Annotated in this window: 25 protein-coding genes; 14 read left to right on the plus strand and 11 right to left on the minus strand. The window is 66.1% G+C overall.

Translation table 11 applies throughout. From position 1 onward, the window contains the following. Positions 1–31: 31 nt before the first annotated feature. Complete coding sequence (locus ACED67_RS04430; protein WP_395540321.1) at positions 32–718, minus strand: D-lyxose/D-mannose family sugar isomerase; 687 nt, start codon at positions 716–718, stop codon at positions 32–34. Positions 719–895: 177 nt separating this feature from the next. Between ACED67_RS04430 and ACED67_RS04435 the strand changes: the two genes are divergently transcribed. Then, positions 896–1,255 (plus strand): DUF1304 domain-containing protein, encoded by a 360-nt coding sequence (locus ACED67_RS04435; RefSeq protein ID WP_395540322.1) that lies wholly within the window; start codon positions 896–898, stop codon positions 1,253–1,255. A 3-nt stretch (positions 1,256–1,258) separates the two neighbouring features. Here ACED67_RS04435 and ACED67_RS04440 read toward each other — a convergent pair whose 3' ends face one another. Continuing rightward, on the minus strand, positions 1,259–2,050 hold the full coding sequence (locus ACED67_RS04440) for a gamma-glutamyl-gamma-aminobutyrate hydrolase family protein (RefSeq protein WP_395540323.1): 792 nt from the start codon (positions 2,048–2,050) through the stop codon (positions 1,259–1,261). A gap of 308 nt (positions 2,051–2,358) precedes the next feature. Between ACED67_RS04440 and denD the strand changes: the two genes are divergently transcribed. Further along, a complete protein-coding gene (denD, locus tag ACED67_RS04445) occupies positions 2,359–3,318 on the plus strand; it encodes a D-erythronate dehydrogenase (RefSeq protein WP_395540324.1) in 960 nt (319 codons plus the stop codon). Here the strand turns inward: denD and ACED67_RS04450 are convergent. Next, complete coding sequence (locus tag ACED67_RS04450) at positions 3,282–4,001, minus strand: MBL fold metallo-hydrolase (RefSeq protein ID WP_395540325.1); 720 nt, start codon at positions 3,999–4,001, stop codon at positions 3,282–3,284. The genes denD and ACED67_RS04450 overlap by 37 nt on opposite strands. A 71-nt stretch (positions 4,002–4,072) precedes the next feature. On the opposite strand from ACED67_RS04450, the gene ACED67_RS04455 reads away from it, so the two are divergent. Together ACED67_RS04455 and ACED67_RS04460 are read left to right on the plus strand one after the other, a co-directional pair. Beyond that, positions 4,073–4,987: a DMT family transporter gene (locus tag ACED67_RS04455; protein WP_395540326.1), complete on the plus strand. Its 915-nt coding sequence runs from the start codon at positions 4,073–4,075 to the stop codon at positions 4,985–4,987. A 33-nt stretch (positions 4,988–5,020) separates the two neighbouring features. Further along, positions 5,021–5,674: an exopolysaccharide biosynthesis protein gene (locus ACED67_RS04460; protein ID WP_395540327.1), complete on the plus strand. Its 654-nt coding sequence runs from the start codon at positions 5,021–5,023 to the stop codon at positions 5,672–5,674. Positions 5,675–5,678: 4 nt separating this feature from the next. Here the strand turns inward: ACED67_RS04460 and ACED67_RS04465 are convergent, their stop codons facing one another. Then, positions 5,679–6,881: a pyridoxal-phosphate-dependent aminotransferase family protein gene (locus ACED67_RS04465; RefSeq protein WP_395540328.1), complete on the minus strand. Its 1,203-nt coding sequence runs from the start codon at positions 6,879–6,881 to the stop codon at positions 5,679–5,681. Positions 6,882–7,022: 141 nt separating this feature from the next. Here ACED67_RS04465 and ACED67_RS04470 point away from each other — a divergent pair, with 141 nt between their 5' ends. The 3 genes from ACED67_RS04470 (at position 7,023) to ACED67_RS04480 (ending at position 10,236) form a co-directional block, all read left to right on the plus strand. Continuing rightward, positions 7,023–8,780 carry an ABC transporter ATP-binding protein gene (locus ACED67_RS04470; RefSeq protein WP_395540329.1) on the plus strand — a complete coding sequence of 586 codons (1,758 nt, stop codon included), beginning with the start codon at positions 7,023–7,025 and terminating at the stop codon, positions 8,778–8,780. Positions 8,781–8,834: 54 nt separating this feature from the next. Next, positions 8,835–9,605, plus strand: coding sequence for a CAF17-like 4Fe-4S cluster assembly/insertion protein YgfZ (ygfZ, locus tag ACED67_RS04475; protein ID WP_395540330.1), 771 nt, complete (start codon positions 8,835–8,837; stop codon positions 9,603–9,605). A 304-nt stretch (positions 9,606–9,909) separates the two neighbouring features. Next, complete coding sequence (locus ACED67_RS04480) at positions 9,910–10,236, plus strand: DUF6280 family protein (RefSeq protein ID WP_395540331.1); 327 nt, start codon at positions 9,910–9,912, stop codon at positions 10,234–10,236. A gap of 171 nt (positions 10,237–10,407) precedes the next feature. On the opposite strand, the gene ACED67_RS04485 is transcribed toward ACED67_RS04480, so the two are convergent. The 5 genes from ACED67_RS04485 to ACED67_RS04505 form a co-directional block, all read right to left on the minus strand. After that, positions 10,408–11,283, minus strand: a complete 876-nt coding sequence (locus ACED67_RS04485) for a hypothetical protein (protein WP_395540332.1) — start codon at positions 11,281–11,283, stop codon at positions 10,408–10,410. Positions 11,284–11,426: 143 nt separating this feature from the next. Beyond that, positions 11,427–12,821 carry a TolC family outer membrane protein gene (locus ACED67_RS04490; RefSeq protein WP_395540333.1) on the minus strand — a complete coding sequence of 465 codons (1,395 nt, stop codon included), beginning with the start codon at positions 12,819–12,821 and terminating at the stop codon, positions 11,427–11,429. 89 nt (positions 12,822–12,910) lie between these two features. After that, positions 12,911–13,564 (minus strand): protein-L-isoaspartate O-methyltransferase family protein, encoded by a 654-nt coding sequence (locus tag ACED67_RS04495; RefSeq protein ID WP_395540334.1) that lies wholly within the window; start codon positions 13,562–13,564, stop codon positions 12,911–12,913. A gap of 229 nt (positions 13,565–13,793) precedes the next feature. After that, positions 13,794–15,257 carry a MocR-like pyridoxine biosynthesis transcription factor PdxR gene (gene pdxR, locus ACED67_RS04500; protein WP_395540335.1) on the minus strand — a complete coding sequence of 488 codons (1,464 nt, stop codon included), beginning with the start codon at positions 15,255–15,257 and terminating at the stop codon, positions 13,794–13,796. Positions 15,258–15,343: 86 nt separating this feature from the next. Continuing rightward, positions 15,344–15,919: a GNAT family N-acetyltransferase gene (locus ACED67_RS04505; protein ID WP_395540336.1), complete on the minus strand. Its 576-nt coding sequence runs from the start codon at positions 15,917–15,919 to the stop codon at positions 15,344–15,346. Between the two features lie 138 nt (positions 15,920–16,057). On the opposite strand from ACED67_RS04505, the gene ACED67_RS04510 reads away from it, so the two are divergent. Together ACED67_RS04510 and ACED67_RS04515 are read left to right on the plus strand one after the other, a co-directional pair. After that, positions 16,058–16,411, plus strand: coding sequence for a cupin domain-containing protein (locus ACED67_RS04510; protein ID WP_395540337.1), 354 nt, complete (start codon positions 16,058–16,060; stop codon positions 16,409–16,411). Positions 16,412–16,513: 102 nt separating this feature from the next. Continuing rightward, positions 16,514–16,984 carry a nucleoside deaminase gene (locus tag ACED67_RS04515; protein ID WP_395540338.1) on the plus strand — a complete coding sequence of 157 codons (471 nt, stop codon included), beginning with the start codon at positions 16,514–16,516 and terminating at the stop codon, positions 16,982–16,984. Between the two features lie 135 nt (positions 16,985–17,119). On the opposite strand, the gene tpa is transcribed toward ACED67_RS04515, so the two are convergent. After that, a complete protein-coding gene (tpa, locus tag ACED67_RS04520) occupies positions 17,120–18,499 on the minus strand; it encodes a hypotaurine--pyruvate aminotransferase Tpa (protein ID WP_395540339.1) in 1,380 nt (459 codons plus the stop codon). A 109-nt stretch (positions 18,500–18,608) separates the two neighbouring features. After that, complete coding sequence (locus ACED67_RS04525) at positions 18,609–19,622, minus strand: NAD-dependent epimerase/dehydratase family protein (protein ID WP_395540340.1); 1,014 nt, start codon at positions 19,620–19,622, stop codon at positions 18,609–18,611. A 224-nt stretch (positions 19,623–19,846) separates the two neighbouring features. On the opposite strand from ACED67_RS04525, the gene ACED67_RS04530 reads away from it, so the two are divergent. Genes ACED67_RS04530 through ACED67_RS04550 form a run of 5 tightly spaced genes read left to right on the plus strand, consistent with a single transcriptional unit; the run spans position 19,847 to position 24,156 of the window. After that, positions 19,847–20,131, plus strand: coding sequence for an STAS domain-containing protein (locus ACED67_RS04530; protein ID WP_395540341.1), 285 nt, complete (start codon positions 19,847–19,849; stop codon positions 20,129–20,131). Next, complete coding sequence (locus ACED67_RS04535) at positions 20,128–20,502, plus strand: response regulator (protein ID WP_395540342.1); 375 nt, start codon at positions 20,128–20,130, stop codon at positions 20,500–20,502. The genes ACED67_RS04530 and ACED67_RS04535 overlap by 4 nt, the downstream gene beginning before the upstream one ends. Before the next feature lie 9 nt (positions 20,503–20,511). Further along, a complete protein-coding gene (locus ACED67_RS04540) occupies positions 20,512–22,755 on the plus strand; it encodes a chemotaxis protein CheA (RefSeq protein WP_395540343.1) in 2,244 nt (747 codons plus the stop codon). Continuing rightward, positions 22,748–23,206, plus strand: a complete 459-nt coding sequence (locus tag ACED67_RS04545) for a chemotaxis protein CheW (RefSeq protein WP_395540344.1) — start codon at positions 22,748–22,750, stop codon at positions 23,204–23,206. Before ACED67_RS04540 ends, ACED67_RS04545 begins: the two co-directional genes overlap by 8 nt. Continuing rightward, positions 23,203–24,156 carry a CheR family methyltransferase gene (locus ACED67_RS04550; protein WP_395540345.1) on the plus strand — a complete coding sequence of 318 codons (954 nt, stop codon included), beginning with the start codon at positions 23,203–23,205 and terminating at the stop codon, positions 24,154–24,156. Before ACED67_RS04545 ends, ACED67_RS04550 begins: the two co-directional genes overlap by 4 nt. Positions 24,157–24,180: the final 24 nt, after the last annotated feature.

The raw sequence follows: 24,180 nt of genomic DNA on the forward strand, positions 1-24,180 counted from the left end.
GCGGCCCTTTCTCATTGCCGGACCGCCCGCCCTATTTCAGCCAGGTCTCATAGTCGCTGACCAAGAGATGGGTCGGCGCCACATCTTCCTCGATCTCGGCAAAACGCCCGATCGGCTCGCGAAAGATATTGTCGGTCAGGTCGTCATTGACGGTTGAGACCTCGCCGATAAGAACATCACCGCCCTCGCCCCAGAAGGCATGCCAGTCGCCCGGCATCAGCGTGACCGATTCCCCCGGCGCCAGCTTCAGCTTCTGGCCCGGGCCATAGGGGGTGGCGATGCCGTCGCAATGCACCATCCCGCCCTTGTCCTCGGCAAAGCGGCCCTGATCGTCGCTGCCGTAAAGCTCGATCACCAGCGTCGCGCCGCCCCGGTTGATGATGTCTTCGGCCTTGATGACATGGGTATGCATCGGCGACAGCTGATCCTGACGGCTGATGAGCAGCTTCTCGGCATAGCACATCCCGCCGCCGCGCTGCAGATCGGCCAATTGCCCGTTGCGCAGGGTGAAGAGGAACAGCCCCATCTCGTCGAACCGGCCCTGGCCGTAATCGGTGATGTCCCAACCGCAGCGCCCCTCGATCACGCGGGCGGCCGCGTCGCGCCGGGCGCGGAACTGATCCGGCGTCCAGGCTGCGAAGGGTGGCAGGACAAAGCCGTAGCGGCGGACCATCTCATCCGCCGCCGCCATGATCTCGTTGATGCGCGAGCGCTTCATCGCCCTGGTCTCCCCATGCTTCCTCGCCCCGACCATAGCGCCGCGAAAGCGTGGAACCAAGCGTTGCCAAAGGCGCCGCAAGCTGGCTAGCCTGCGGTCACGGCAAGACAAAGCGGAAGACGTTCGGAAGACGTTTGGAAGACCTTCGAAAGACGTCGAATTTCAGGTAAAAACAGCATGTTGACCACGATCCTGATCGCCCTGATCGCAGCCCTTCACCTCTATATCCTCGTCCTTGAAATGGCGCTCTGGACAACGCCGCGCGGCCGCCGCGCCTTCGGCACCACGCCGGAATTCGCCCAGGCCACCCGCGTCCTGGCCGCCAATCAGGGGCTCTATAACGGCTTTCTCGCCGCAGGCCTTGTCTGGGCGCTGATCGAGGGCCCTTTGGCCGCTGGCCAGGCCCCCGCCGTCTTCTTCCTGACCTGCATCCTGATCGCCGGTATCTATGGCGGCCTTACCGCCAGCCGCCGGATTTTCGCGATCCAAGCCGCCCCCGCCGCCTTCGCGCTGGCCGCGCTCGTGGCAGGGGTCTAGGCCCTATTCCGCCGCCTGCATCGCCGGGCGCCGCCCCGCCGCCCAGTCGGCAGCGGCGCGGCCAAAGGCCTCGAACAGCGGGCGAGAAACCGGGTCCTCGCCCGCGCGCCACTCGGGATGCCATTGAACCGAAAGGGTAAATCCGGGCGCATCCTTGACATAGATCGCCTCGGGCGTGCCGTCCTCGGCGGAACCGTCGATCACGATCCTCGCCCCCGCGCGCGAGATGCCCTGGCCATGCAGCGTATTGGTCATCACCGCATCGGCCCCCATCAGCCGCGCGAAAACGCCGCCCGGGGTGAAGGAGACACGGTGGCGCAGGGCGAAGACTTCCTCCGCCGTGCCATCGGGCGGCATGCGGTGGTTCATGCGCCCCGGCAGCTCGCGGATTTCCGGGTGCAGCGCGCCCCCCATGGCGACATTCACTTCCTGAAAGCCCCGGCAGATGCCCAGGAACGGCTGGCCCCGCTCGACGCAGGCCCGCACCAGGGGCAGCGTGATCGCATCCCGCCCGCGGTCGAAGGCGCCATGGGCCGGGGTCTCGTCCTCGCCATATTCGCTCGGATGCACATTCGGCCGCCCGCCCGTCAGCAGGAAGCCGTCGCACAATTCCATCAGCTCGGCCACCGAGACAAAGCGCGGATCCGACGGAACAATCAGCGGCAGACATCCCGCCACATCGGCAACGGCGGCACTGTTCATCTGCCCCGCGGCGTGAACCTCGTACCGGTCATTGATCGAATGCGCATTGCCGATGATCCCCACGACGGGCCGACGGCTGGGAAGGCAGGACATGCCCTATTCCCCGAATTGTGACAGATGCTTGCTACACTAATGCCGCAGGCCCGGCTTGAGAAGGCCCGCTGCCGCACAGTCGCCCGCCATCGTTGCACACTGCCCGCAAGATGGGCGGAACGGCCGGGCATGACCAGCCTTCCAGCGGCACAGCCAAGGGCTTTTGGCGAAGTTTCGGGCCATCCGATCGGCCCATCGCCTTTGGCCACCGCCCTGCCGATCCCTGCAACAGCGGTGCTCGCGGCAAATTCCCCGGTGACGCGGCGCGGGGCTTGTGCTTCCTTTGCCCTGAGAAGAGGGGGGCTGCGATGCATGTGCTGATCATCGGTGCGGCGGGAATGATCGGCCGCAAGCTGACTGCCGCCATAGCGCGCGGCGGCCTGCCGGTCAGCCGCCTGACCCTGTCCGACATGGTCGATCCGCCCGCTCCGCCCGGGCTGCCGGTACGCAAGATCGTGCTGCCCTTCACCGACCGGCAGGCGCCGCAGCTTCTGCTGGCCGACCGGCCCGCAGTCATCTTCCACCTTGCCGCTGTCGTCTCGGCCGAGGCGGAGGCGGATTTCGACAAGGGCTATGCCGTCAATCTCGATGCGACGCGGGCGCTTCTGGAGGGAATACGGCGGATGGCGGGTTATCGGCCGCGGCTGGTCTTCGCCTCGTCTCTGGCGGTCTTCGGCCCGCCCTTTCCCCAGCTTGTTCCCGATGATTTCGCGCCGAACCCGGCCTCGAGCTATGGCATCCAGAAGCTTATGATCGAGGCACTGGTCAATGACTATTCGCGCCGCGGGTTCATCGACGGCGTCTCGCTGCGCCTGCCGACGATCTGCATCCGGCCTGGCGCCGCCAATCGCGCCGCATCGGGATTTTTCTCGGCCATCCTGCGTGAACCTCTGGCCGGGTATCCGGCCAACTTGCCGGTCGATGAGGGGTTCCGCCACTACTTTGCCAGCCCGCGCAGTGCCGTCGATGCTTTCCTGCGGGCCGCGCTGTTGGAGACGGGCAGCCTGGGCCAGAACCGGGCGCTGACCCTGCCCGGCCTTTCGGCCACGGTGCATGACCTGCTGGCCGCGTTGCGCGACCGGCAGGGGGCACGGGCGCTGTCGCTGGTCACGCGCCATGCCGATCCGGCCATTGCCACCATCGTGGAAAGCTGGCCCGGAAACTATGCCGCCAGCCGCGCGCGCGCCCTGGGCTTTACCGCCGAGACCAAGGCGAGCCAGTTGATCGATGCCTATCTTGAGGATGACGCGCCCTTCTTGCGCAAGTAGCCCTCTGCAATCGCGCGCATCCGCGCCCCACTCATCGCCGGACCATGGCCGCCGATCACCAGTGCGCAATCCAGCCGCGCCAGCCGCTGCATGGTGGCGATATAATCGGGCACCGAAGCCCCCGGCAGATCGTCGAGCAATTCATCATCATAGATCGCATCTCCCGACAGAAGCAGCCCCGCAACCTCGTCGAACAGCCCGATGCCGCCGGGAGAATGGCCCGGCAGGTGCAGCACAGTGAACAGCCGGCCGCCCAGATCGATCCGGTCGCCCTCGGCCAGCGCGCCGGTCAGCGGTGCCGGTTGCAGCGCCCAGTCTTCGATCCGCCAGCCGGGCATGGGTGGCGTGGCAACAAGGTCCGGCCATGCGCGGAACTCACCGGCGAAGGTCTCGAAACCCGGAAGGCCCGCAAAACCCGCCGCCTCGGCCGCAGGGCCAAGCCGCTCCGGGAATTCATGAAAGCCGCCGATATGGTCGACATGGGCATGGCTTGCCACCGCCACCACCGGCGCGCCGGACAAGGGCAAAGCGGGCCGAAGAGGCACGAGGCCGCAGCCGAAATCGAATTGCAAATCGCGATCCCGTCCGCGCAGGGTCACCATCGCGGCGCGGAACATCGGATCAACGGCAGGCTCGTCTGTCCGCCAGAGACCGGGGGCGAGTTCGATGCTGTGAAACCACATTTCATCCTCTGCATGCCGCATGTCGGTTTCAGGACGGCACGCGAACCTGCCGCCCCTTAGGGTTTGTCCCCATGACCCAAGCCCGCACCCCGCCCCGGCCGCTTCTTGGCATCGGCCTGATGCTTCTGGCCATGGCCATCCTGCCCTTCATCGACGTGCTCGCCAAGAAGCTTGGCCAGGCCGGACTGCCCATCGCGATGGTCGTCTGGGCGCGGGCGGTGTTCGGGGCGCTGACGGTCCTGCCCTTCGCGCTTCGGGCAGAAGGCGCGCGCATTTTGCGCCCTGCCCGGCCTTTGCACCACCTTCTGCGCGCTTGCCTTCTGTCGGCCGCGACCTTCCTGTTCTTCTTCTCGCTCAAGACCCTGCCCATTGCCGACGCCCTGGCGATCTTCTTCGTCAATCCCCTGGTGGTGACGCTGCTCTCGGCCGTGCTCCTGGGCGAAACGGTCGGCCCGCGCCGCTGGACCGCCGTGGCGATCGGTTTTATCGGTACGCTGATCATCATCCGCCCCGGCATGATCGAGCCCAATCCCGGCACCCTCTACGCGTTTGGCGCGGGCGTTGCCCTGGGCTGCTATTTCGTGATGACCCGGCACATCGCCGGTCAGAGAAATGCCATGGTGCTGACTTTCCAGACCAATGCCATGGCGGCCGGGCTGATGAGCCTAAGCCTGCCCTTCCTCTGGCACGTGCCCCTGCCCGAGCAATGGCTGATGCTGATCGGCCTTGGCGTGGTCGCGACGCTGGGCCATGTGCTGATCACCCTGGCCTATGAGCGGGCCGAAGCCTCGCTGCTGGCGCCCCTGGCCTTTTCCGAGATCATCATGGCCACGGTTCTTGGCTGGTGGTTCTTCGGCGATCTGCCCGACCGCTGGACCTGCCTGGGTGTCGCGGTGCTGATCGGATCGGCACTGTATATCTCGCTGCGCGAAAGACAGCTTGGCAGGAAAGGCCGACTTGCGGTCGGTCCAGAAACCGCAGATTGATCGGCCTTCAAACCGTTGTGCAGTTTTATCAAAATGATCGAAGCCGCCCCGCTGGATGAGACCAGCTCCTGCCCGGAAAAGGACCAGCGCCCGGCGCGCCTCTCCGATATCCTGTCTGCGCTGGCCCAAGACGAAAGCCGCGAGCGCATTGCCATCGCCGACATGCTGGAGACGATGCGCGGCCGCGCTTTTGGCGCGTTGCTGATGATCTTCGCCTTCCCGAACATCCTGCCCTCGCCGCCCGGGCTTGCCGGGATTCTGGGCCTGCCGCTGATGTTCCTGTCGGCGCAGATGATGCTGGGGATGCAGCCCTGGCTGCCCGCATTCATCGCCCGCCGCTCGATGCCGCGCAGCGCCTTTGCCGCGATGGTCACGCGGATCAATCCCTGGCTCGCGCGGGCCGAGCGCCTGCTGAAGTCGCGCTTGCGCAGCCTGGCCTCACCCCTGGCGCAGCGGGGGATCGGGGCGATCTGCCTGATCCTGGCCATCGCCCTGGCCCTGCCCATCCCCTTCGCCAATCTTGCCCCCGCGCTGGCGATCTGCCTGATCGGCCTGGGCGTGCTCGAGCGGGACGGGCTGTGGATCGTGATCGGCATCGTGGCCGCGGCAGGCGCGCTGCTCTATGTCGTGGGCCTGGGCTATGCGCTGGTCAAATCGGTGATCTTCCTGATCGGCAACGCCTTCTGAAGCCTCAGCCTTGCGCCACCCGCGCCGCCGCCGCCGCGATACCGCCCGGCCCATGCGGGATTTTCAGCGCCAGGATCCCCGCCTCCATCACTGCCAGCGCGCCCAGCGTCATATGGGCGTTCACATGGCCCATATGCGCGACGCGCAGGAAACCGTCGCCTGCCGGATCGTCGGGCGTGGACATGCCAAGGCCGATGCCCAGGGTGACGCCCGCCTCGGCCTCGCACCAGTCGCGCAGCTGCGTGGCATGGGGCGCGCCCAGCCGCGCGGCGGTGACCGAGCGGCCCCGAAACGCCGGATCGCGCACATTCATCGCGATGGCAGGGTTGCCCGCGCCCCAGGCGTCAAAGGCGGCCCAGACCGCCCCCGCCAGAACCTCGTGCCGGCGCCAGACATTCTCCAGCCCCTCTTCGTGCAGGATCATGTCCAGCGCCTCGCGCAGGCCGTAAAGATGCGCGGTGGGCGCGGTGCCGAACCAGTATTGCCAGAACTCCTCGCCCTGCGCCCGCGGCCCCCAGCGCCAATAGGGCGTGACAAGGTCGGTCTCGCCACAGCGCGACCGCGCTTTGTCCGAGAACCAGACGAAGGACATGCCCGGCGGCACCATCAGCCCCTTCTGGCAGGCGGCGACGGTGACATCGACGCCCCAGTCATCCATGTGGTATTCGTCGCAGCCCAGCGAGGCGATGCAATCGACGACCAGAAGTGCATCATGGCCCGCCGCATCCATCGCCGCGCGCAGCGCCGCGATGTCGTTGCGGACGGAACTGGCCGTATCCACCTGCGTCACCAACACCGCCTTGATCTTCCGCTCGCGGTCAGCCCGCAGGGCGGTTTCCAGACGCGCCGGATCGGCAGGGTCGGCGCGGCCGAAATCCAGCATTTCGACGTCGATCCCCATGCCCCGCGCATGGTTCGCCCAGCCATGGCCAAAATGTCCCGAGGCCAGCACCAGTGCCGTTTCGCCCTTTGAGAAGATGTTCGCATTCGCCGCCTCCCAGGCGGCATGGCCATTGCCGATATAGGGGGCGACGTGATGCGCGGTGCCCGCGACCCTGCGCAGATCGGGGATCATGCCCGCGACCATCTCCACCAGCGCGCCGCCATAGATGTTGGGGCTGCCCCGATGCATCGCCCGTTGCACCCGATCGGGGATGACCGATGGTCCGGGGATGGCGCGGTAGGGCTGGCCATTGGCAAGCGACATGTCTGGCTCCTGATCTGTCGACCCAGCATGGCTAGACTCGTGCCGGTGCAAGGTCAACGCCACCCCGCCATCCGGCGGCCTCGTGGCTTGAGCGCGCCGCCGCGCTGCGCTATCCCGCATGAGGCAGACAAAGGAACCGGCGTGACCTCCCCATCCGAAACCACGCCCAGTCCGCGCCTTTTCCGGCGCTACTGGCGACAGTTCCTGCGCCCGCGCGCCGGGCTGATCGCGCTGACCTTCGGCACGTCGGTGCTGGAAGGCTCGACTCTGGGCCTGCTGTCCTGGATGCTGAAACCGCTGTTCGATCAGGTCTTCGCCGCGCAATCCACGCAGGCGCTGGTCTGGGTCGGCACCGGCATCCTGGCGCTGTTCCTGATCCGGGCCGCCACCTCGATCCTGAACCGCTGGCTGATGGCCAAGATCAACCAGGGCACAGCGGCCGAGATGCAGAAGACCCTGCTCGATCACCTGCTGACGCTCGATGGCGCCTTCTTCCAGAAGAACCCGCCCGGCACGCTGATCGAGCGGGTGCAGGGCGACACCACCGCCGCGCAGGGCGCCGTGCTGACCGTCGTGGGCGGGATCGGGCGCGATGCGGTGTCGCTGATCGGGCTTTTTGCCGTGGCCCTGTCGATCGACATGACCTGGACGCTGGCCGCCCTGATCGGCGCGCCGCTTCTCATGCTGCCCGCGCTGGGGTTGCAACGCTATATCCGCCGCAAGGTGCGGCACATGCGCCAGCAATCCGGCCTGCGCGCCACGCGGCTGGACGAGATCTTCCACGGCATCCAGCAGGTCAAGCTGACCCGGACCGAAGCCTACCAATCGGGTCGCTTCGCCCGCATCGTCGACACGATCCAGCGGGCAGAGGTGAAATCGACCCTGGGCCGCGCCGCCATGCCCGCCCTGGTGGATGTGGTGACCGGCATCGGCTTCTTCGCCGTCCTTCTGCTGGGCGGGCGCGAGGTCGTGGCCGGAACCCGCACCACGGGCGAGTTCATGTCCTTCTTCACCGCCATGGCGCTGACCTTTCAGCCGATCCGGCGGCTGGGAGAACTTGCGGGCATGTGGCAGGTCGCCGGCGCGTCGCTAGAACGCATCTTCGCGCTGCTTGACACCACCAGCACCAGCAGGCGCCCGGCCAAGAGCGCCGCCCGGCCCGCAACCCTGCCACCCGCCATCGCCTTCGAGAGCGTTCATTTCGGCTACGACGCCGAACATCCCGTGCTCAACGGCCTAAGCTTCACTGCGGCGGCGGGCAAGGTCACGGCACTGGTCGGGGCTTCCGGCGCGGGGAAATCCACCGTCTTCCATCTGCTCACCGGCCTGGCCGAGCCGGACCGTGGGCGTATCCTGATCGGCGGGGCCGATGCGGCGCAGATGACGCTGTCGGAGCAACGCCGCCTCTTTGCCGCGGTGTCGCAGGAGACCGGGCTTTTCGACGAGACGCTGCGCGAGAACCTGATCCTCGGTCGGGACGGCATAGCCGAAAGCCAGCTTGGCCAGGCCATCGCGGATGCGAATGTGGCCGAGTTCCTGTCGCGCCTGCCCGCCGGGCTGGACACGGGCGCCGGTCCGCGCGGATCGGCCTTGTCGGGCGGCCAGCGCCAGCGGGTCGCCATCGCCCGCGCGCTTCTGGCCGATGCGCCGGTCCTGCTTTTGGACGAGGCGACAAGCGCGCTGGACGCCGCCTCCGAGACGGCGGTGACCGAGGCGCTGGCCCGCGCGCAGGAAGGCCGCACGACGTTGGTGATCGCCCATCGCCTTGCCACGGTGCGCGATGCCGACAAGATCGTGGTGATGGACCAGGGCCGCGTCGTCGAGGAAGGGCGCCACGGCGAGCTTTTGGCCCGGGGCGGTCTTTATGCCCGACTGCACGCGTTGCAGTTTCGGGCCTGAGGCCCCTTTTCCCCGCCGCCAAAACCCCTAGCTTGGAGGCGAAGGAGCCAAGCAATGACCGATCAATCCCGCACGATCTGGACGCTGTCCGGCACAGAGGTTCTGCCCTTCCTGCAGGGGCTGGTAACAAATGACGTGCTGCCTCTGGCGCGCGGACCGGGCGCGGTCTGGGCCTCGCTGCTGACGCCGCAGGGCAAGTACCTGGCCGATTTCTTCGTGATCCACCGCCCGGACGCGCACGAGGGCGAGATCCTGATCGACATTCCCGCCGCGCTTGCGCCCGCCACGCTGCGCCGCCTGACGATGTACCGGCTGCGCGCCGATGTGCAGATCGGGGAAAGCGCGCTTCACGTGTCGCGCGGGCTGGACGCGCCGCCGCAGGGGGCCTTGCCCGACCCGCGCGATCCCGCCCTTGGCTGGCGGTTGTATTCAGAAACGCCGCTCCCCGCGCCCGAAGTCGATTGGGACGCGCTGCGCGTGGCGCATCTGGTGCCGGAATATCCGCAGGAGCTGGTGCCCGATGACAGCTATATCCTCGAGATGGGCTTCGAGCGCCTGCACGGCGTCGATTTCCGCAAGGGCTGCTATGTCGGGCAGGAAGTGACCGCGCGGATGAAGCACAAGACCGAACTGCGCAAGGGGCTGGCTCAGGTCGCGGTTGGAGGAGCGGCCTCGCCCGGCGCAGCGATCACCCTGCCCGATGGGCGCGAGGCAGGGCGGCTGGGCACCGTAGCGGGCGACAGGGCGCTGGCTTGGCTGCGGATGGACCGGGCCGAGGGGCCGCTTCTGGCCGGCGATGCCAATCTGCGTCTGCTGGCGCGTTGAAGCCTTAGGCAACGCACGGTTGCGGCCGGGGCCTCTGCGCGAAAATGCCGCTGGGTCATTTTGGAAAAGGCAAGGGGGAATGTCGCAAATGGACGTAATTCACCGATTTGACGGTTGAACGATGGCGGCGAAGCCCTAGATATTGGAGATCGTTCGCGCAGTACCAGACTAGATACGGTAGGAAATTCGCCGACCAATGCACTGAAAGCATGGCAGTCATGCAAAAGTCGAATTCCCGAATCGTGATCAAATCGTTACAAGCGCAGGACGCGATGAAAGACAAGACCACGCAGGAAGACCAGTGATGCTCGACACGATCGACAGCACGGCATTCAATTTCGAACAGGGCCAGCGCGCGCGCAAGCTTTTTGCCGCCGTCGTGCTTGCGGCTCTGGACGATGCGATTGCCGATGACAAGAAATACGGCAATGGACCGGATCAGATCGCCCGTTGGGCCCGTTCGCGCGATGGGCGCGAGGTTCTGTCCTGCGCCGGTATCGACCCCAATGAGCGGGTGGTGAAGGGTCTGATGGAATTCGTTTCCAAGGGCATCCGCACCAGCGTTGCGCTGAGCCGGGAAGAATCCGAGCGCCGTGCCGCCTATGAGGCCGACCAGGCCGAAGCCGCCTGATCCTCTGGCCCGGCGCGATATCTGCGCAGGGCTGCCAAGTTGCCGACAAGCGCGCCTCAGGGCGCGCTTTGTCTTTGTTGTTGGCCGCAGATTCGGCCGCGCTCTCCCGCCAATGCCCAGGGGCCGCGCCCAAATGCGCGGTGCCGCCGAGCAAGTCGGCATCCATGGGACCTATTCGAATTCCCGCGCTGTCAGTGCGCGGTTGACCTCCACCCGCACCAGCTTGCGCACATTGCGGGTGATGCGCTCGCCCAGAGTTCCGGCAAGCTCCTCGCGGATGATCTCGCGGACGATGTCGCGCAGCATTTCCTCGTCAACGCCCGGCGCGTCGGCATCGAACAGACCCTTATCAGGCGCAGAGGGGCGCGACGCGGCAAATCCAGCAGCAGGGTCTGGCGCAGCGGAGGCGGTCTCTGCCGCCGCCTGTGGCGGCTCAGGCGCGCTGTCGGCGGGCTGGCCCGGATTTACGTCCTGCGGTGGTTCGGAGACGCCGAAACGCGGACGGGCCGCGAACCTTACCGGAGCGGTATCCGGCCAGTCCTCTTCATCCTCGACCCAGGCGACCTGCGGAACCGTCTCGGCCGTCCAATGGCCGCGTCGGAAGGCCCCGGTCAGCGTCGACGGCTCTAGTTCAGGATCTTCCTCCAGTTGGTCGTCCGTGGCCGTTCCGGGCGCAGCCCAGATATCGTCCTCGTCCCCAACCGGGGTCTGGGCTGAATCCGTCTCCTCAGCGGCCGCAGGCGGTGTGTTGTCTTCCGTCGAAGACATGTGCGCTGATACCAAGGGATCTTGCATGTGGGGGGCCGTTGGCCCCGCATCGGAAGCGGCCTGCGCAGTGGCATCTTCCGCATTGACCACCCGCAACGCGGCGGTCAGCACCAGCCGTCCCGCCGCCTCAGCCGCCGGGGCCGGGCGCGAGTCGGACCTGGCATCTTCCGCAGGGGCGACGCCGGTCTGGCGCATGGCGGGGCGCAGATCCTCGGACACGAGGCGGCGGATAGAGGACAGGACATCCTCGATCTCATGCGAGCTCAACGGTTCCGACATTCTGTTCTGCCTGCTGAAGGTATCGGTCTTTTGCCAAGCAGCTTAACGGGAACCGCCCGACCATACAAGAAATTGGCGCTGCGGCGTTAAGGTTTCCCTAACGCCAGCAGCGCCTTGCCGAAGCAGCCCGCGATCTGACGGGCTTATTTGCCGATCTTGCTGAGGATCTCGTCCAGCTTCTTGCCGCGCGACGAAGTTGCCGGGGCTGACTTGACCGCGTCAAAATAGGCTTCGGGGTCGAAGGTGGGAATGCCCAGCTTCAGATGCTCGGCCGTTAGCAGACCCATGGCCGCCAGGATACGATAGACCGCGACATAGCGGTTGGCCTCGGCCTGAAGCCGCGAGGCACGGGCGTCCAGCAGTTCCTGCTCGGCATCCAGCACATCCAGCGTTGTGCGCGCGCCCAGCGTCGCCTCTTCGCGCACCCCATCAAATGCCGCCTGAGCGGCACGGATCTGGCGATCCGAGGCCTCGATCGAGGCCACGAAGACCGCAAGATTGGCCCAGGCATTGCCCAGATTCTGCTCCACGGTCACGACCGTCTGCATCAGCCCCGCACGCGACGCGTCCTTGTTGGCCAATGCCTTGCGATAGAGGGCCGAGAAGCGACCGCCGGCATAGATCGTCTGGCTCATCTGAAGGCCCAATTGGGCCGACAGCGAGTCGCCATCCGCGGCCGAGCCGTCGCGGGTGGAGGCTGTGACATCAAGTCCCAGACCGATCGTGGGCTTCATATTCGCATCGGCCAGCGCGACCTGTCCGTCGGCGGCCTTGACCAGATGCTGGCCCTGAAGGATCGAGGGATGGGTGCGCACGGCGACGCTGCGCGCCTCTTCCAGAGTCTTGCCGATCTTCGGGCTTCTGGGCAGCGCGGCCAGATTGCCGGGGTAATGGCCGGTCGCGGCCTTGTAGCTTTCGCGCGCGATCATGAGGTCGCCTTCAGCGGCGGCCAGATTGGCACGGGCCGCAGCCAGGCGGGCCTCGGCGATCGAGACATCGGTCTTGGTGATCTCGCCCACGTCGAACCGGTCCTGCGCCGCGCGCAACTCCTGGGTGATCAGCCGCACGTTCGACTGGCGCAGCGCCACGATCTCGGCGGCGAGCTTCACGTCGACATAGGCCTGAACGGCGGCGAGCAGCACGCTCTGTTCGACCTGGACCAGCGCCTGGCGCGTGGCCAGAACGGATTCCTTGGCGATCAGGATCGTAGCCTCGCGGCGACCGAAATCGTAAAGCGTCAGATCGGCCGAGATTCCGAGCGAGGCGCTGAGCACATCGGTATTGGTCGTGACCCCCAGCGTATCCGCCCGCGTCCAGGTGGTGCCCGCCGACAGGACATAGCTGATGACCGGCCGCAGCGCCGAGACGGCGACCGCAAAATCCTCATCCGCGGCGCGCAGAACCGCTTCGTTCTGATCCAGCAGATGCGAGTTCTTATAGGCCGAAATCAGGGCATCCGTCAGGGTCTCGGCCCTTGCCGGCAAGCCTGCCAGCGAAATCGCCAGCCCGACCGCCATTCCGCGCAACCACTTTGCCATCCGCTCTGCCCTTTTCGTGACTGGCGGGCCCTTTCCGGCGGACCGCGCCTTGACCTTTTCCCGCAGGCCCGCCGACGGCCCCCGCAGCCCTAGAGCACGAAGCCCTGCCGCTTTCCAAAGCCCGGAAGAACCGGCGCCGCAGCATTGAACGCAAAGCGCCAGGAAATCCGTCCATCAATCTTGTGGCCGATGCGCACCGTGCCCAAAGCTCCATCCAGGAAGACGGCGGCGATCCGGCCGCCATCCTTAAGCTGTCCCGCAATCGCGTCGGGCAGGGTCTCGACCCCGCCTTCGACCAGGATGACGTCATAGGGGCCATGCTTGGCCGCGCCACCCGCCAGGGGCGCCCTCACCACCACGGCAGTATCGACACCCTCTTCCGACAAGACGCGCTGCGCCTCGGCGGCCAGTGTCTCGTCCTCCTCGACCGCGACCACCGTCTCGGCCAGGCGCGCCATCACCGCCGCCGCATAGCCAAGCCCACAGCCCAGATCGAGCACCAGCTCATCCGGCTGGATGTCCAGCGCATCCAGCATCTTGGCAAGCGTGCGCGCATCCAGCAGCACGCGGCCCGGCGCGATCTCGACATTCGCGCCCACATAAGCCGCCTCGCGCTTGTCGCGCGGCACATAGACCTCGCGCGGGACATGCAGCATCGCCTCGATGATCGGGAACTTGGTCACGTCCGAGGGGCGGACCTGTGTATCTACCATCATCATGCGGCGGGAAGCGAATTCGCTCATTCCGAACCTTCCGGTTTACATCGCGTGTTTCGAATATCTGACACAGGCTCCGCGGCGCGGCAACCTGTCCTTGCGCCCCTTTTTGCCCGAGCCGCGCGGATTTGGCCAGAGCTTGCCTTGCACAGCCGCCACGACCGCTGTGCGCAAACCGCAACCTGTCACGCGGAAGCCGCATCCTGCCCACGAGCCCGGTTGGCGCGAAGGATGGCCGCCAGAGGTTAAGGTCAGGTCAAGCATCGCCATTTGCAAGCGCCCGGCCGATCCGCGATATGCCCTCGGCGATACGCGCGGGCGGGATCGAGGTATAGGCCAGACGGTAGTGCCGCCGGTCGGGCCTGGCCGGGTCGAAGAAGCTGTGGCCCGGCTCGATCAGCACGCCCTCGGTCCTCAGATGCCGCGCCAGGCGCCCGGTATCGACGCCCTCGGGTGCAGCCATCCAGAAGCAAGACCCGCCAAACCCGCCCTGCCCCGCCACGGTCAGCCCCGCCTCGCGGATCGCCTCGTCCATGACCTGCCGCCGCCGCCGGAAGGCCAGCCGCATCCGGTTGATCATGGCGTCGTAATGCCCCTCGGCCAGGAAATAGGCGACCGTGCGCTGCACATGGCCGGGCGGGTGCTTCAGCACCATGGACCGCAGCGCCCGTGCCTCGGCGATGAAGCCCGGGGGGCCGACCAGATAGCCAAGCCGCATTCCTGGGAAGATGGATTTCGAGAAAGAGCCCGCGTAGATCACCCGCCCCGCCTTGTCGAGCGACTTGAGCGCAGGCGAAACCGGCTTGAGGAAGGACATCTCGAATTCATAATCGTCCTCGACAATGACGAAATCCTCGCGGCTCGCCGCCTCCAACAGCGCCAGGCGGCGGTCCAGCGGCATCGTGGCATTGGTCGGGCACTGGTGGCTGGGCGTGGCAAAGACCACATCGCAGCGCGGCAACACGGGCGGCAGACCGCCTTCATCGACATCGACGGACAGGACCTCGGCGCCCGAGACCTCCAGGATCCGGCGCAGGCCCGGATAGGCCGGGTTCTCGACCAGCGCGCGACGGCCGACACCCAAGAGAACCTGCGACGCGATCCACAGCGCATTCTGCGCGCCCAGCGTCAACAGAACCTCGTCCGCACCGGCGGCGATGCCCCGGCGCGGCAGGATCACCCGCAACACCTGCTCGATCAGCACCGGATCGTCGCGTTCGTAGTAATCCGAAGTCAGCGCCGCGAAATCGCGGCGTCCCAGCGCCCGCAGCGCGCAGGCCCGCCAGTTCTGGTGATCGAAAAGCGTCGGATCGGTCTGGCCATAGATGAAGGGCCAGGGATAGCGGTCCCAGTCGACCGGTCGGTCGACCAGCGTCATGGCACCGGAAAAGCGCCCGCCCGAGAGAGAGCGATAGTCCACCTCCTCGGCAGGCCGTGCCGAAGCCGGGAATTCCGGCGCCCGCGGCGCATTGTCCGAGACGTAATAGCCCGACCGGCCCCGCGCGCTGAGATAGTCGGAGGAGACCAGATCGCCATAGGCCAGCGTCACGGTGATGCGGCTGATGCCCAGATGCTCGGCCAGGCCGCGCGATGAGGGCATCTTCTCGCCCGGGCGGAAGCGGCCGGCCAGGATGCCCTCGGTCACCATGGTGCGGATCCGGCTTTGCAACGTGCCTGCTCCGCCCGCCGCCAGAAAGAACGCCTCGACCGGAATCGCCATAGCTTGAACTGGCCTCATTGATCCAGAAATCTGGCGCTACAAGGCGGCGGGGACCCGCTTTTGTCAAGGCCGCGCCCGGAGTGCCGTTACCCCAACGCCTTGGTGAAGAGGATCCATTCCGATGCCCCGACCTGCCAGTCGCCCTTGACCACCGCGCGCCGCGCCTGCTCGGCATAGCCCTGGCCGCAATACAGCCGCAGCGCATCGCCATGGGTATCGGCGGCGATCAGGCTGATCTGGCGAAAGCCCCCCGCCCGGGCGACCTCTTCCGCCTTGGCCAGAAGCGCCCGGCCGAGGCCGCGGCCGCGATGGTCCTCATAGGTCGCAAGCACATTGAGATACCACGATCCCGGCGCCAGCGCCTCGAGTTCCAGCAGCGGCACGAAGATCGGCGGGGTGTCGGGGTCGATCGCGGCGGGTTCGGGATCGGCGGGATAGCCCAGAAGGCAGGCCGCGACCGCGCCCTGATCCTCGGCCAGCCAGGCGTTGCGGTAAGAGAAATTGCCGCTTTCCCGCGCCGCGCGTTCCATGCCCCAGGCCCAGGGATCCCCCTCGGGTCCAACCGATTTCTTCCAGAAATGCAGCGGCAGGTCGTCCGCCGCCATGTTGATGAACCGCGCCAGATGCGCCGCATCTGTTGCTTCTGCCTGCCTGATCCTCATCCCGTCCCGCCTGTGCTTCCCGTCGCCTGCGAGGTTCCGCAGCCGCGGCGGAAGTGCAAGAGGCAAAGCGCAGACGGCTTGTCACCCCGGCGGCAAGCCCCTACCAAATGGCCCGGACAGACAGAAAAGGACAAAGCCATGAGCGACACGATCTTCCGCTTCCCCGCGCCCGGGGCCGATGCGATCACCACCGACCTTGCCGGCTGGGTCAAGACCGAAGGCCACCCGACCATGCGCTACTGGGTGCAGCACAGCTCGGCCGATGGCAGCGTGATCAGCGGCACCTGGGAGGCGACGCCCGGCACCTGGCACGCGACCTACCAGTCTTACGAATTCGTGCATCTGATCGAGGGCGAGATCATCATCACCCCCGATGGAGGCGCGCCAGTCACGGTGCGGCCGGGCGATGCCTTCGCGGTGGAACCCACCTTCAAGGGCACCTGGCAAGTGACGAAGCCGGTCCGCAAGCATTTCTGCATCAAGCTGAAATAACGCCCCAGACCGGGGCAGGCCGCCGCCGCCCCGGCCCGCAGGATAAAAAGGTCTGGACAGGCCAGGCCCCCGCGCCGAGCATGGCACGACCGGAGGCCCGCCATGCATCCAGACCTCGCATTCCTGCGCCAGACGATCGAGCTGGCCGCTGCATCCCGCGCGGCCGGCAACCATCCCTTCGGCGCGCTGCTTGCCGGGCGGGACGGCGCGGTGCTGCTGGTCTCGGGAAACACCTATGCCCAGGATCGCGGTTGCGGCCATGCCGAGGCCAATGTCGCACGCGCGGCCGCCCGGCGTTACGCGCCCGATTTCCTGGAAAGCTGCACGCTTTTCACCTCGGTCGAACCCTGCTGCATGTGCGCCGGGGCCTGCTATTGGGCCGGGATCGGCACGGTGGTCTACGGCTTGACCGAAAAGCGCCTGGCCGAACTGACCGGCGACAACCCGGAAAACCTGACGCTCGATCTATCCTGCCATAAGGTCTTCGCCGCCGGACGCCGCAGGGTCAGCGTGCGCGGCCCCTACCCAGAGCTGGAAGCCGAGATCATCGTAGGCCACAAGGACTTCTGGTAAGCCCTTCATCTTGGCGCAAATACTCGCCACCGGAGGCGTCCCGAGCCGGTCGGCGGGAGGCCAGAGGCGCGTGAAAAGACTTGCGGCCCGGCCTTCTTCAGGCCGGGCCGCACCATCGGATCACTTCCGCGAAGATCAGCCGAAGACCTTGGTCAGCGCCTTGTCGATGGCGCCGGTGATGGCATCGATGTCATCCGCGGTGGCGATCAGCGCGGGCGATAGGCAAAGCGTGTTGTTCAGCCCGGGCAGCGAGCGGTTGGTCATGCCGATGATCACGCCCTGCGCATTGCAATCGGCCACCACGGCGGCGACCTTCTTCTCGTCCATCGGCTCCTTGGTCTGGCGGTCGGCGACCAGCTCGGCGCCGCAGAACAGCCCCGCCCCGCGCACATCCCCGATGACCTTGTGCTTCTCCATCAGCGCCCGCAGGTTGTCGACCGTCCGCTTGCCCATGCGCTTGGTGTTTTCGAGAAGGTTCTCGTCCTCGATGATGCGCATGTTCTCCAGGGCCGCGGCCGGGCCGGAGGTGCAGCCGCCAAAGGTGGAAATATCGCGGAAATAGCTCATCGGATCGGCGGCATCGGCCTTGAACATGTCGAAGACCGCTTCCGTCGTCACGGTGCAGGAAATCGCCGCATAGCCCGAGGCAACGCCCTTGGCCATCGTCACGAAATCGGGCTTGATGCCGTAGTTCTGGTAGCCGAACCATTCGCCGGTGCGGCCGACGCCGCAGACCACTTCATCGATGTGCAGCAGGATGTCGTATTTCTTGCAGATCTCCTGCACCCGCTCCCAATAGCCCTTCGGCGGCACGATCACGCCGCCGCCCGCCGTCACCGGCTCCAGCACGATGGCGCCCACAGTGTCGGGGCCTTCGCGCAGGATCACCTCTTCAATCGCATCGGCCGCGCGCTCGCCGTAGTTTTCCACATCCCATTGCTTGCGGTATTCCAGGCAATGCGGAACCATGACGAAACCGTCCGGGTAAGGCCCGTATTGCATCGCGCGCTCGGCCTGTCCGCTGGTCGCCAGGGCGCCGATGGTGGTGCCGTGATAGTCGCGCTCGCGGTAGAGGATCTTGCCCTTCTTGCCGCCATGCACGCGGTGCGACAGCTGGCGCACCATCTTGTAGACCTTCTCGTTCGCTTCCGAACCCGAATTGGAATAATAGACCCGGCTCATCCCCGGCATCTTCGAGATCAGCTTTTCCGCAAACAACGCGCCGGGAATCGATCCGCCCACGCCCGCGAAATAGTTCATCTTGATCAGCTGGTCGCGCACGACATTGGCGATCGACTCGCGGCCATAGCCCACGTTCACCGTCCAGACCGCGCCCGAGACCGCGTCGATATATTCCTTGCCGCGCGCATCCCAGACCCGCAGCCCCTTGCCCTCGACGATCACGCGCGGGTCCACGGTCTCAAATTGCTTGTGCTGTACCAGATGATGCCAGACATGGGCGCGGTCAGCCTCGACCACGCGATCCATGTCGTTCATTCCGCTCATGCCTTCCATGGCACACCCTTTCGGTCAGAGAATTCGCCACGCGCAGTATGAGCCAAATCCGGGCCCATCATTAGGACCAGACCACGCGGCGCGGTAAGGCCAGACGACGGGGGCAGACCTACTTGCCGTAAAATTCCCGATACCAGGCCACGAAGCGCCGCATCCCCTCGCGCAGATCGGTTTTCGGCGCATAGCCGGTCAGTGATTTCAGAAGCGCAGCATCGGCCCAGGTCGCGGGCACGTCGCCCATCTGCATCGGCAGATAGTTGCGGATCGCCTTCTTGCCCAGCACATCCTCGATCGCTTCGACGAAATCGAGCAACTTGACCTTTTCGGAATTGCCGATGTTGACGATGCGGAAGGGCGCGTCCTTTGACAGGCTGTCGCCCTCGGACACGGCCTCGCCCGGTGCGGGCCGCACCGGCACCGCGTCGATCAGCAGGCGGATGCCCTCGACCAGATCGTCGACGCAGGTGAAGTCGCGCCACATCTCGCCATTGTTGTAGATGTCGATGGGCCGGTCGTTCAGGATCGCGTCGACGAATTTGAAATAGGCCAGGTCGGGCCGCCCCCAGGTGCCGTAGACGGTGAAGAAGCGGAACATTGTGGTCGGGATGTTCCACAGATGGGCATAGGCATGGCCCATGGATTCCGTGGCCTTCTTGGTCGCGGCATAGATCGTCAGCTGACCGTCGGCCTTGTCGGTCTCGCGAAACGGCATCGCCTCGTTCGCGCCGTAGATCGACGAGGTCGAGGCCATCAGCAGGTGCTGCACGCCCAGCCGCCGCGCCGCCTCGATCACGTTGAAAGTGCCCACGACATTCGCGCTGACATAGGAGCGCGGGTTTTCAAGACTGTAGCGCACGCCTGCCTGGGCGGCGAGATGGATGATGACATCGGGGACGAAGGCGTCGATGGCGGCGTCCAGCGCCTGCACATCCTCAAGCATCGCCTCGGTCGCGGCAAAACCCGGTGTCTGCAGAAGCATCGCATGGCGGCGGCGCTTGAGCGTGACATCGTAATAATCGGTCATGCCGTCATACCCGGTGACCTGCCAGCCATGCGCCAGCAAAAGCCGCGCAAGGTGGAAGCCGATGAAACCGGCAGTTCCGGTGATGAAGGCCTTGCGCATCGCTCGACTGCCCCTTGCCGCGTCTTTTGGCGGCAAGACTGCGCGGGCGGCGGGCGGGCGTCAACCCGTGCGGCCCTGCAAGGCCCGGTGCGAAGAGGTTGAGGGAAATTGCGATCCTGTCCAGACCGCGCACAACGATTCCTTAAGTCTCGTCCCGGTATCCATGGCGAACCGCCCCGGCCGCGTGCCGGGTGTCCATCCCAAGCCATGGGGGCCGCCGCCGTATGCCCAGCACCATCGAATTCGAGCTTCCCGAACGCCTGTCCGTGACGGGCGAGAATGCGCTTCTGCCCTTTCTGCGACAGAACCCCGATGCGCCCCTCGCGATCTCGGCCTTGCGCCTGCGCAAGCTCGACACGCCACTCGTCCAGCTTCTTCTGGCCGCCGCCGCAGATCGCCGCACCCGTGGCGTGGACTTCCGGCTGATCCGTCTGTCGCCCGACCAGGCCGCGCAACTGGCCGCGCTGGGGGTGACGCCAGCCCATCTCCACACCGAGGTGCAGCCATGACGATCCGGGTGCTCGCCATCGACGATTCGCGTACGATCCGCAACCTCGTCCGCAAGGCGATGGAGGATGCGGGTTTCGACTGCACCACTGCCGATGACGGGGTGGACGGGGTCGAACGCTTTGCCGAGGTCGATCCCGATGTGGTGATCACCGATATCAACATGCCGCGCCTGGACGGGTTCGGCGTCATCGACGCGATCCGCGGCGGCGAGACCAACCGCACCGTGCCGATCCTCGTGCTGACGACCGAAAGCGCCGACGAGCTCAAGGCGCGTGCCCGTCGCGCCGGGGCAACCGGCTGGATCGTCAAACCATTCGAGGACACGGCCATCGTCTCGGTGGTGCGCCGCGTCACCGGCGCGCGCGGCTAGGAGGCTGACATGGCATCGATGAATTCCATCCGCGACACTTTCTTCGAGGAATGCGAGGAACTGCTCGAGGCGCTGGCCGAGGGCCTACAACTGATGGAGGCGGACGAGCATGATGCCGAGACGGTGAATGCCGTCTTCCGCGCCGTGCATTCCATCAAGGGCGGCGCCGGGGCCTTCGCGCTCAATGCCCTGGTCGCCTTTGCCCATCGTTTTGAAACCGTGCTTGATGCGCTGCGCTCGGACAAGATCGAGCTAACCCCCGAAGTGATGCACACGCTCCTGCGCTCGGCCGATCATCTCGCCGATCAGGTCGAATCCGCGCGCGAAGAGCGCGAGGTCGATGCCGAGGCGACCGAGGGTTTCCTGACCAATCTCGCCGCCTGCCTGGGCGAAGTCGAAGCCCCGCCCGCCCCCGGTGCGGCAGGGGATGAGGATCCCTGTTTCGGCTTTGACGCTGTGACGCTGGATTTCGACCCGATCGACCTGCCGCCCCCCGACACATTTGCCACCGAAGCGCCCGCCGAGGGCGAAACCGAGTACAAGATCACGTTCCATCCCATGGCCGGGCTTTACGCCAATGGCCACGACCCTGCGCTGATCTTCGCGACACTGGCTGATCTTGGCCGCTTGCACGTGACGCTCGATGTCGGGGGACTGCCGTCCTGGGACGCGTTCGACCCTGCGGGCAGCTATCTGGGCTGGACCCTGCACCTGCGCAGCAGCGAACCCGAAACCGTTCTGCACGAGGCGTTCGAATTCGTCGAGGGTCTCTGCGCGCTGGAAATCGGCCCAGCCCCGGCCCGGATGGACGCCCCGGATACGCCGCCGGCGGTCGAGGCGGCCCCTGAGCCCATGCCTGGAAATCTGGCTGACGACCCGGTCGCCCCCGCAGCCAGCGAGAGCCTGACCGAAGCCGGTCCGCTGGATGCGGCGCCTTTGGCCGCGCCGCCCGCTCTTCTATCCGGCACCAAGGGCCGCAGGGAGCAGCGCCCCAGCGACGACGAAGGAGGTTCCGGTGGCCCGAAGCCCACCTTGCGCGTCGATCTCGAAAGGGTCGACCGGCTGATCAATGCCGTGGGCGAGCTGATCATCAACCAGGCGATGATCGAACAGTCGATCCTTGACCTCTCGCTGCCGACCGATGCCGAGGTCATCACGCATGTCGAGGATTACCGGCTCCTCGCGCGCGACATCCAGGAAGCGGTGATGGCGATCCGCGCCCAGCCGGTGAAACCGCTCTTCCAACGCATGTCCCGCATCGTGCGCGAAGCGGCCGAGGCCACGGGCAAGATGGCCCGTCTGGTCACGCTGGGCGAGGCGACCGAAGTCGACAAGACCGTGATCGAGCGCCTGGCCGACCCCTTGACCCATATGATCCGCAACGCGGTGGATCATGGGCTGGAAGGGCGCGAGGCGCGCCTTGCCGCAGGCAAGGATCCCGAGGGCACGATCCGGCTTCAGGCGGCGCATCGCTCGGGCTCGGTCATCATCACCGTGCGCGACGATGGCGCCGGGCTGAACCGCGCCCGCATCCGCGAGAAGGCCGTGGGCAAAAGCCTGGTGTCCTCCGATGCGGAACTGACCGATGGCGAGATCGACAATCTTCTCTTCCTGCCGGGCTTCTCTACAGCCGAGAAGATTTCGAATCTCTCCGGGCGCGGGGTCGGTCTTGACGTCGTCAAGAATGCCGTGACCGCCCTTGGTGGGCGCGTGGCGATCACCTCGCAACCCGGCGAGGGAACTGAGTTCATCATCTCGCTTCCGCTGACCCTCGCCGTGATGGACGGTATGGTCATTTCGGTCGCGGGCCAGACCATGGTGATCCCGATCGCCTCGGTGATCGAGACCATCCGGCCCGGCCCAGGCGATCTGCATCACATGGGCACATCGGAAAAGCTGCTGTCGATCCGCGGCCGTTTCCTGCCGATGATCGATGTGGCGCAATGCCTGGGCTTCCCGCAACGCGACAGCGACGAACCGCCGCTCCTGTTGCTCGTCGAGACCGAAAGCCAGACGCAATGCGCCCTGATCGTCGATGCGGTTCACGATCAGCGCCAGGTCGTGATCAAGGGGCTGGAATCGAATTACGGTTCGATCCCCGGCGTTTCCGCCGCGACCGTTCTGGGCGATGGCCAGATCGCCCTGATCCTCGACTCCGAGGCACTGACCTCCAACCGCATGTTGAACGGCCACGTGCCGATCCGCAGCTTCGCGCCCCCGCCCGGCGCCCCTTCAGGAGCAGCCCATGTCTGACGCCGATACCAGAATCGATGCTGAATTCGTCACCTTCCAGGCAGGAGGACAAAGCTTCTCGCTCGACATTTCGCATGTGCGCGAGATCCGCCGCTGGAGCGCGGTGACGCCACTGCCGCACGCGCCAAAAGAAGTGCTGGGGGTGATGAACCTGCGCGGCTCGGTCATCCCGATCTACGATCTGTCGGCGCGGTTCGGCCTGGGCAACACGCCCGAAAACCCGCGCAATGTCGTGGTGGTCGCCATGATCGACAATCAGACCGTCGGGCTTTTGGTCGAGGCCGTGTCCGAGATCCTGTCGGTCGCCCGGTCGCAGATCCAGGATACGCCGGACATAAGGTCGGAATCCACCAAGCTCTCGATCACCGGCGTCATTCCGATCGAAGAGGGCATGACCCGGGTGATCGACCTTGCCGCAGTGATCCAGAGCAAGGGAAGGCAGGCGGCATGACCGCGGCTTCCCTGCCACACGCGGCCGCACCCTTGTCAACCGGCGCAGCGGCGGAGCCGCGCGGCTATCGGGCCGACATCGCCTTTACCCATGCCGATTTCACCCGCATCGCCGCCTTTGCCCACCGCGAATACGGGCTGCACCTTCAGGAGTCGAAGAAGGACCTGGTCTATTCGCGGTTGGTCAAGCGGTTGCGCAAGGCCGGCTGCCCGGATTTCGCGACCTATTGCAACCAGCTTGAAGGCGATGGCGGCGCGGCGGAGCGGGTCGAGCTGATCTCGGCGCTGACCACCAATGTCACCCACTTTTTCCGCGAAGAGCATCATTTCACCCTGCTTTCGGACCTGGTTCTGAAACCCCAGGCCGACAGGTTGCGCGCGGGCCAACGGATGCGCATCTGGTCGGCCGGCTGCTCGGCCGGGCAGGAGCCCTATTCAATCGCGGCCACTGTACTTGAGCTGCTGCCCGAAGCGACGCGGATGAACATCCGCATCCTCGCCACCGATATCGACCCGGCGATCCTCGCCCGCGCCCGCGCGGCGAACTACCCTGCCGAAGAAGCCAAGGGCGTGCCAGACCGGCTGCGCGCACAGATGTTCGACCGCGCAGCCGAGACTTCGGCGCAGGTTCAGGTCCAGGCCCGGATCCGCGGCCTTGTTCATTTCGCGGAACTCAACCTGATGGCGGATTGGCCGGTTCATGGCCCTTTCGACGCGATCTTCTGCCGCAATGTCGCGATCTATTTCGACAAGCCGACCCAGGCCCGGCTCTGGCAACGCTATGCGGCGCTGCTTGCGCCCGGGGGGCTGCTTTGCATCGGGCATTCCGAACGCCTGTCAGGCCCCGCCACGGCGCAGCTCGACAGCGTGGGCATCACCGCCTACCGCCGCAATGCCAGCCCGGCCGGCGCGCTCGGCCCGCCGGGCCCCGATGTCCCGACCGTTCCCTGACCGCCCTCCCCCGGCCCGATCACG

Source organism: Neotabrizicola paludis (genome assembly GCF_044142105.1).
Classification (GTDB): Bacteria; Pseudomonadota; Alphaproteobacteria; order Rhodobacterales; family Rhodobacteraceae; genus Pseudogemmobacter.

Bases quoted from the DNA above. Each gene is read 5' to 3' on its own strand.
- ACED67_RS04535 (WP_395540342.1), top strand. From the start codon at position 20,128: ATGACGATCCGGGTGCTCGCCATCGACGATTCGCGTACGATCCGCAAC.
- ACED67_RS04435 (WP_395540322.1), top strand. From the start codon at position 896: ATGTTGACCACGATCCTGATCGCCCTGATCGCAGCCCTTCACCTCTAT.
- denD (WP_395540324.1), top strand. From the start codon at position 2,359: ATGCATGTGCTGATCATCGGTGCGGCGGGAATGATCGGCCGCAAGCTG.
- ACED67_RS04505 (WP_395540336.1), bottom strand. From the start codon at position 15,919: ATGAGGATCAGGCAGGCAGAAGCAACAGATGCGGCGCATCTGGCGCGG.
- tpa (WP_395540339.1), bottom strand. From the start codon at position 18,499: ATGGAAGGCATGAGCGGAATGAACGACATGGATCGCGTGGTCGAGGCT.
- ACED67_RS04480 (WP_395540331.1), top strand. From the start codon at position 9,910: ATGCTCGACACGATCGACAGCACGGCATTCAATTTCGAACAGGGCCAG.
- ACED67_RS04460 (WP_395540327.1), top strand. From the start codon at position 5,021: ATGATCGAAGCCGCCCCGCTGGATGAGACCAGCTCCTGCCCGGAAAAG.
- ACED67_RS04510 (WP_395540337.1), top strand. From the start codon at position 16,058: ATGAGCGACACGATCTTCCGCTTCCCCGCGCCCGGGGCCGATGCGATC.
- ACED67_RS04530 (WP_395540341.1), top strand. From the start codon at position 19,847: ATGCCCAGCACCATCGAATTCGAGCTTCCCGAACGCCTGTCCGTGACG.
- ygfZ (WP_395540330.1), top strand. From the start codon at position 8,835: ATGACCGATCAATCCCGCACGATCTGGACGCTGTCCGGCACAGAGGTT.
- pdxR (WP_395540335.1), bottom strand. From the start codon at position 15,257: ATGGCGATTCCGGTCGAGGCGTTCTTTCTGGCGGCGGGCGGAGCAGGC.
- ACED67_RS04455 (WP_395540326.1), top strand. From the start codon at position 4,073: ATGACCCAAGCCCGCACCCCGCCCCGGCCGCTTCTTGGCATCGGCCTG.
- ACED67_RS04440 (WP_395540323.1), bottom strand. From the start codon at position 2,050: ATGTCCTGCCTTCCCAGCCGTCGGCCCGTCGTGGGGATCATCGGCAAT.
- ACED67_RS04545 (WP_395540344.1), top strand. From the start codon at position 22,748: ATGTCTGACGCCGATACCAGAATCGATGCTGAATTCGTCACCTTCCAG.
- ACED67_RS04515 (WP_395540338.1), top strand. From the start codon at position 16,514: ATGCATCCAGACCTCGCATTCCTGCGCCAGACGATCGAGCTGGCCGCT.
- ACED67_RS04465 (WP_395540328.1), bottom strand. From the start codon at position 6,881: ATGTCGCTTGCCAATGGCCAGCCCTACCGCGCCATCCCCGGACCATCG.
- ACED67_RS04495 (WP_395540334.1), bottom strand. From the start codon at position 13,564: ATGAGCGAATTCGCTTCCCGCCGCATGATGATGGTAGATACACAGGTC.
- ACED67_RS04550 (WP_395540345.1), top strand. From the start codon at position 23,203: ATGACCGCGGCTTCCCTGCCACACGCGGCCGCACCCTTGTCAACCGGC.
- ACED67_RS04525 (WP_395540340.1), bottom strand. From the start codon at position 19,622: ATGCGCAAGGCCTTCATCACCGGAACTGCCGGTTTCATCGGCTTCCAC.
- ACED67_RS04485 (WP_395540332.1), bottom strand. From the start codon at position 11,283: ATGTCGGAACCGTTGAGCTCGCATGAGATCGAGGATGTCCTGTCCTCT.
- ACED67_RS04540 (WP_395540343.1), top strand. From the start codon at position 20,512: ATGGCATCGATGAATTCCATCCGCGACACTTTCTTCGAGGAATGCGAG.
- ACED67_RS04430 (WP_395540321.1), bottom strand. From the start codon at position 718: ATGAAGCGCTCGCGCATCAACGAGATCATGGCGGCGGCGGATGAGATG.
- ACED67_RS04450 (WP_395540325.1), bottom strand. From the start codon at position 4,001: ATGTGGTTTCACAGCATCGAACTCGCCCCCGGTCTCTGGCGGACAGAC.
- ACED67_RS04490 (WP_395540333.1), bottom strand. From the start codon at position 12,821: ATGGCAAAGTGGTTGCGCGGAATGGCGGTCGGGCTGGCGATTTCGCTG.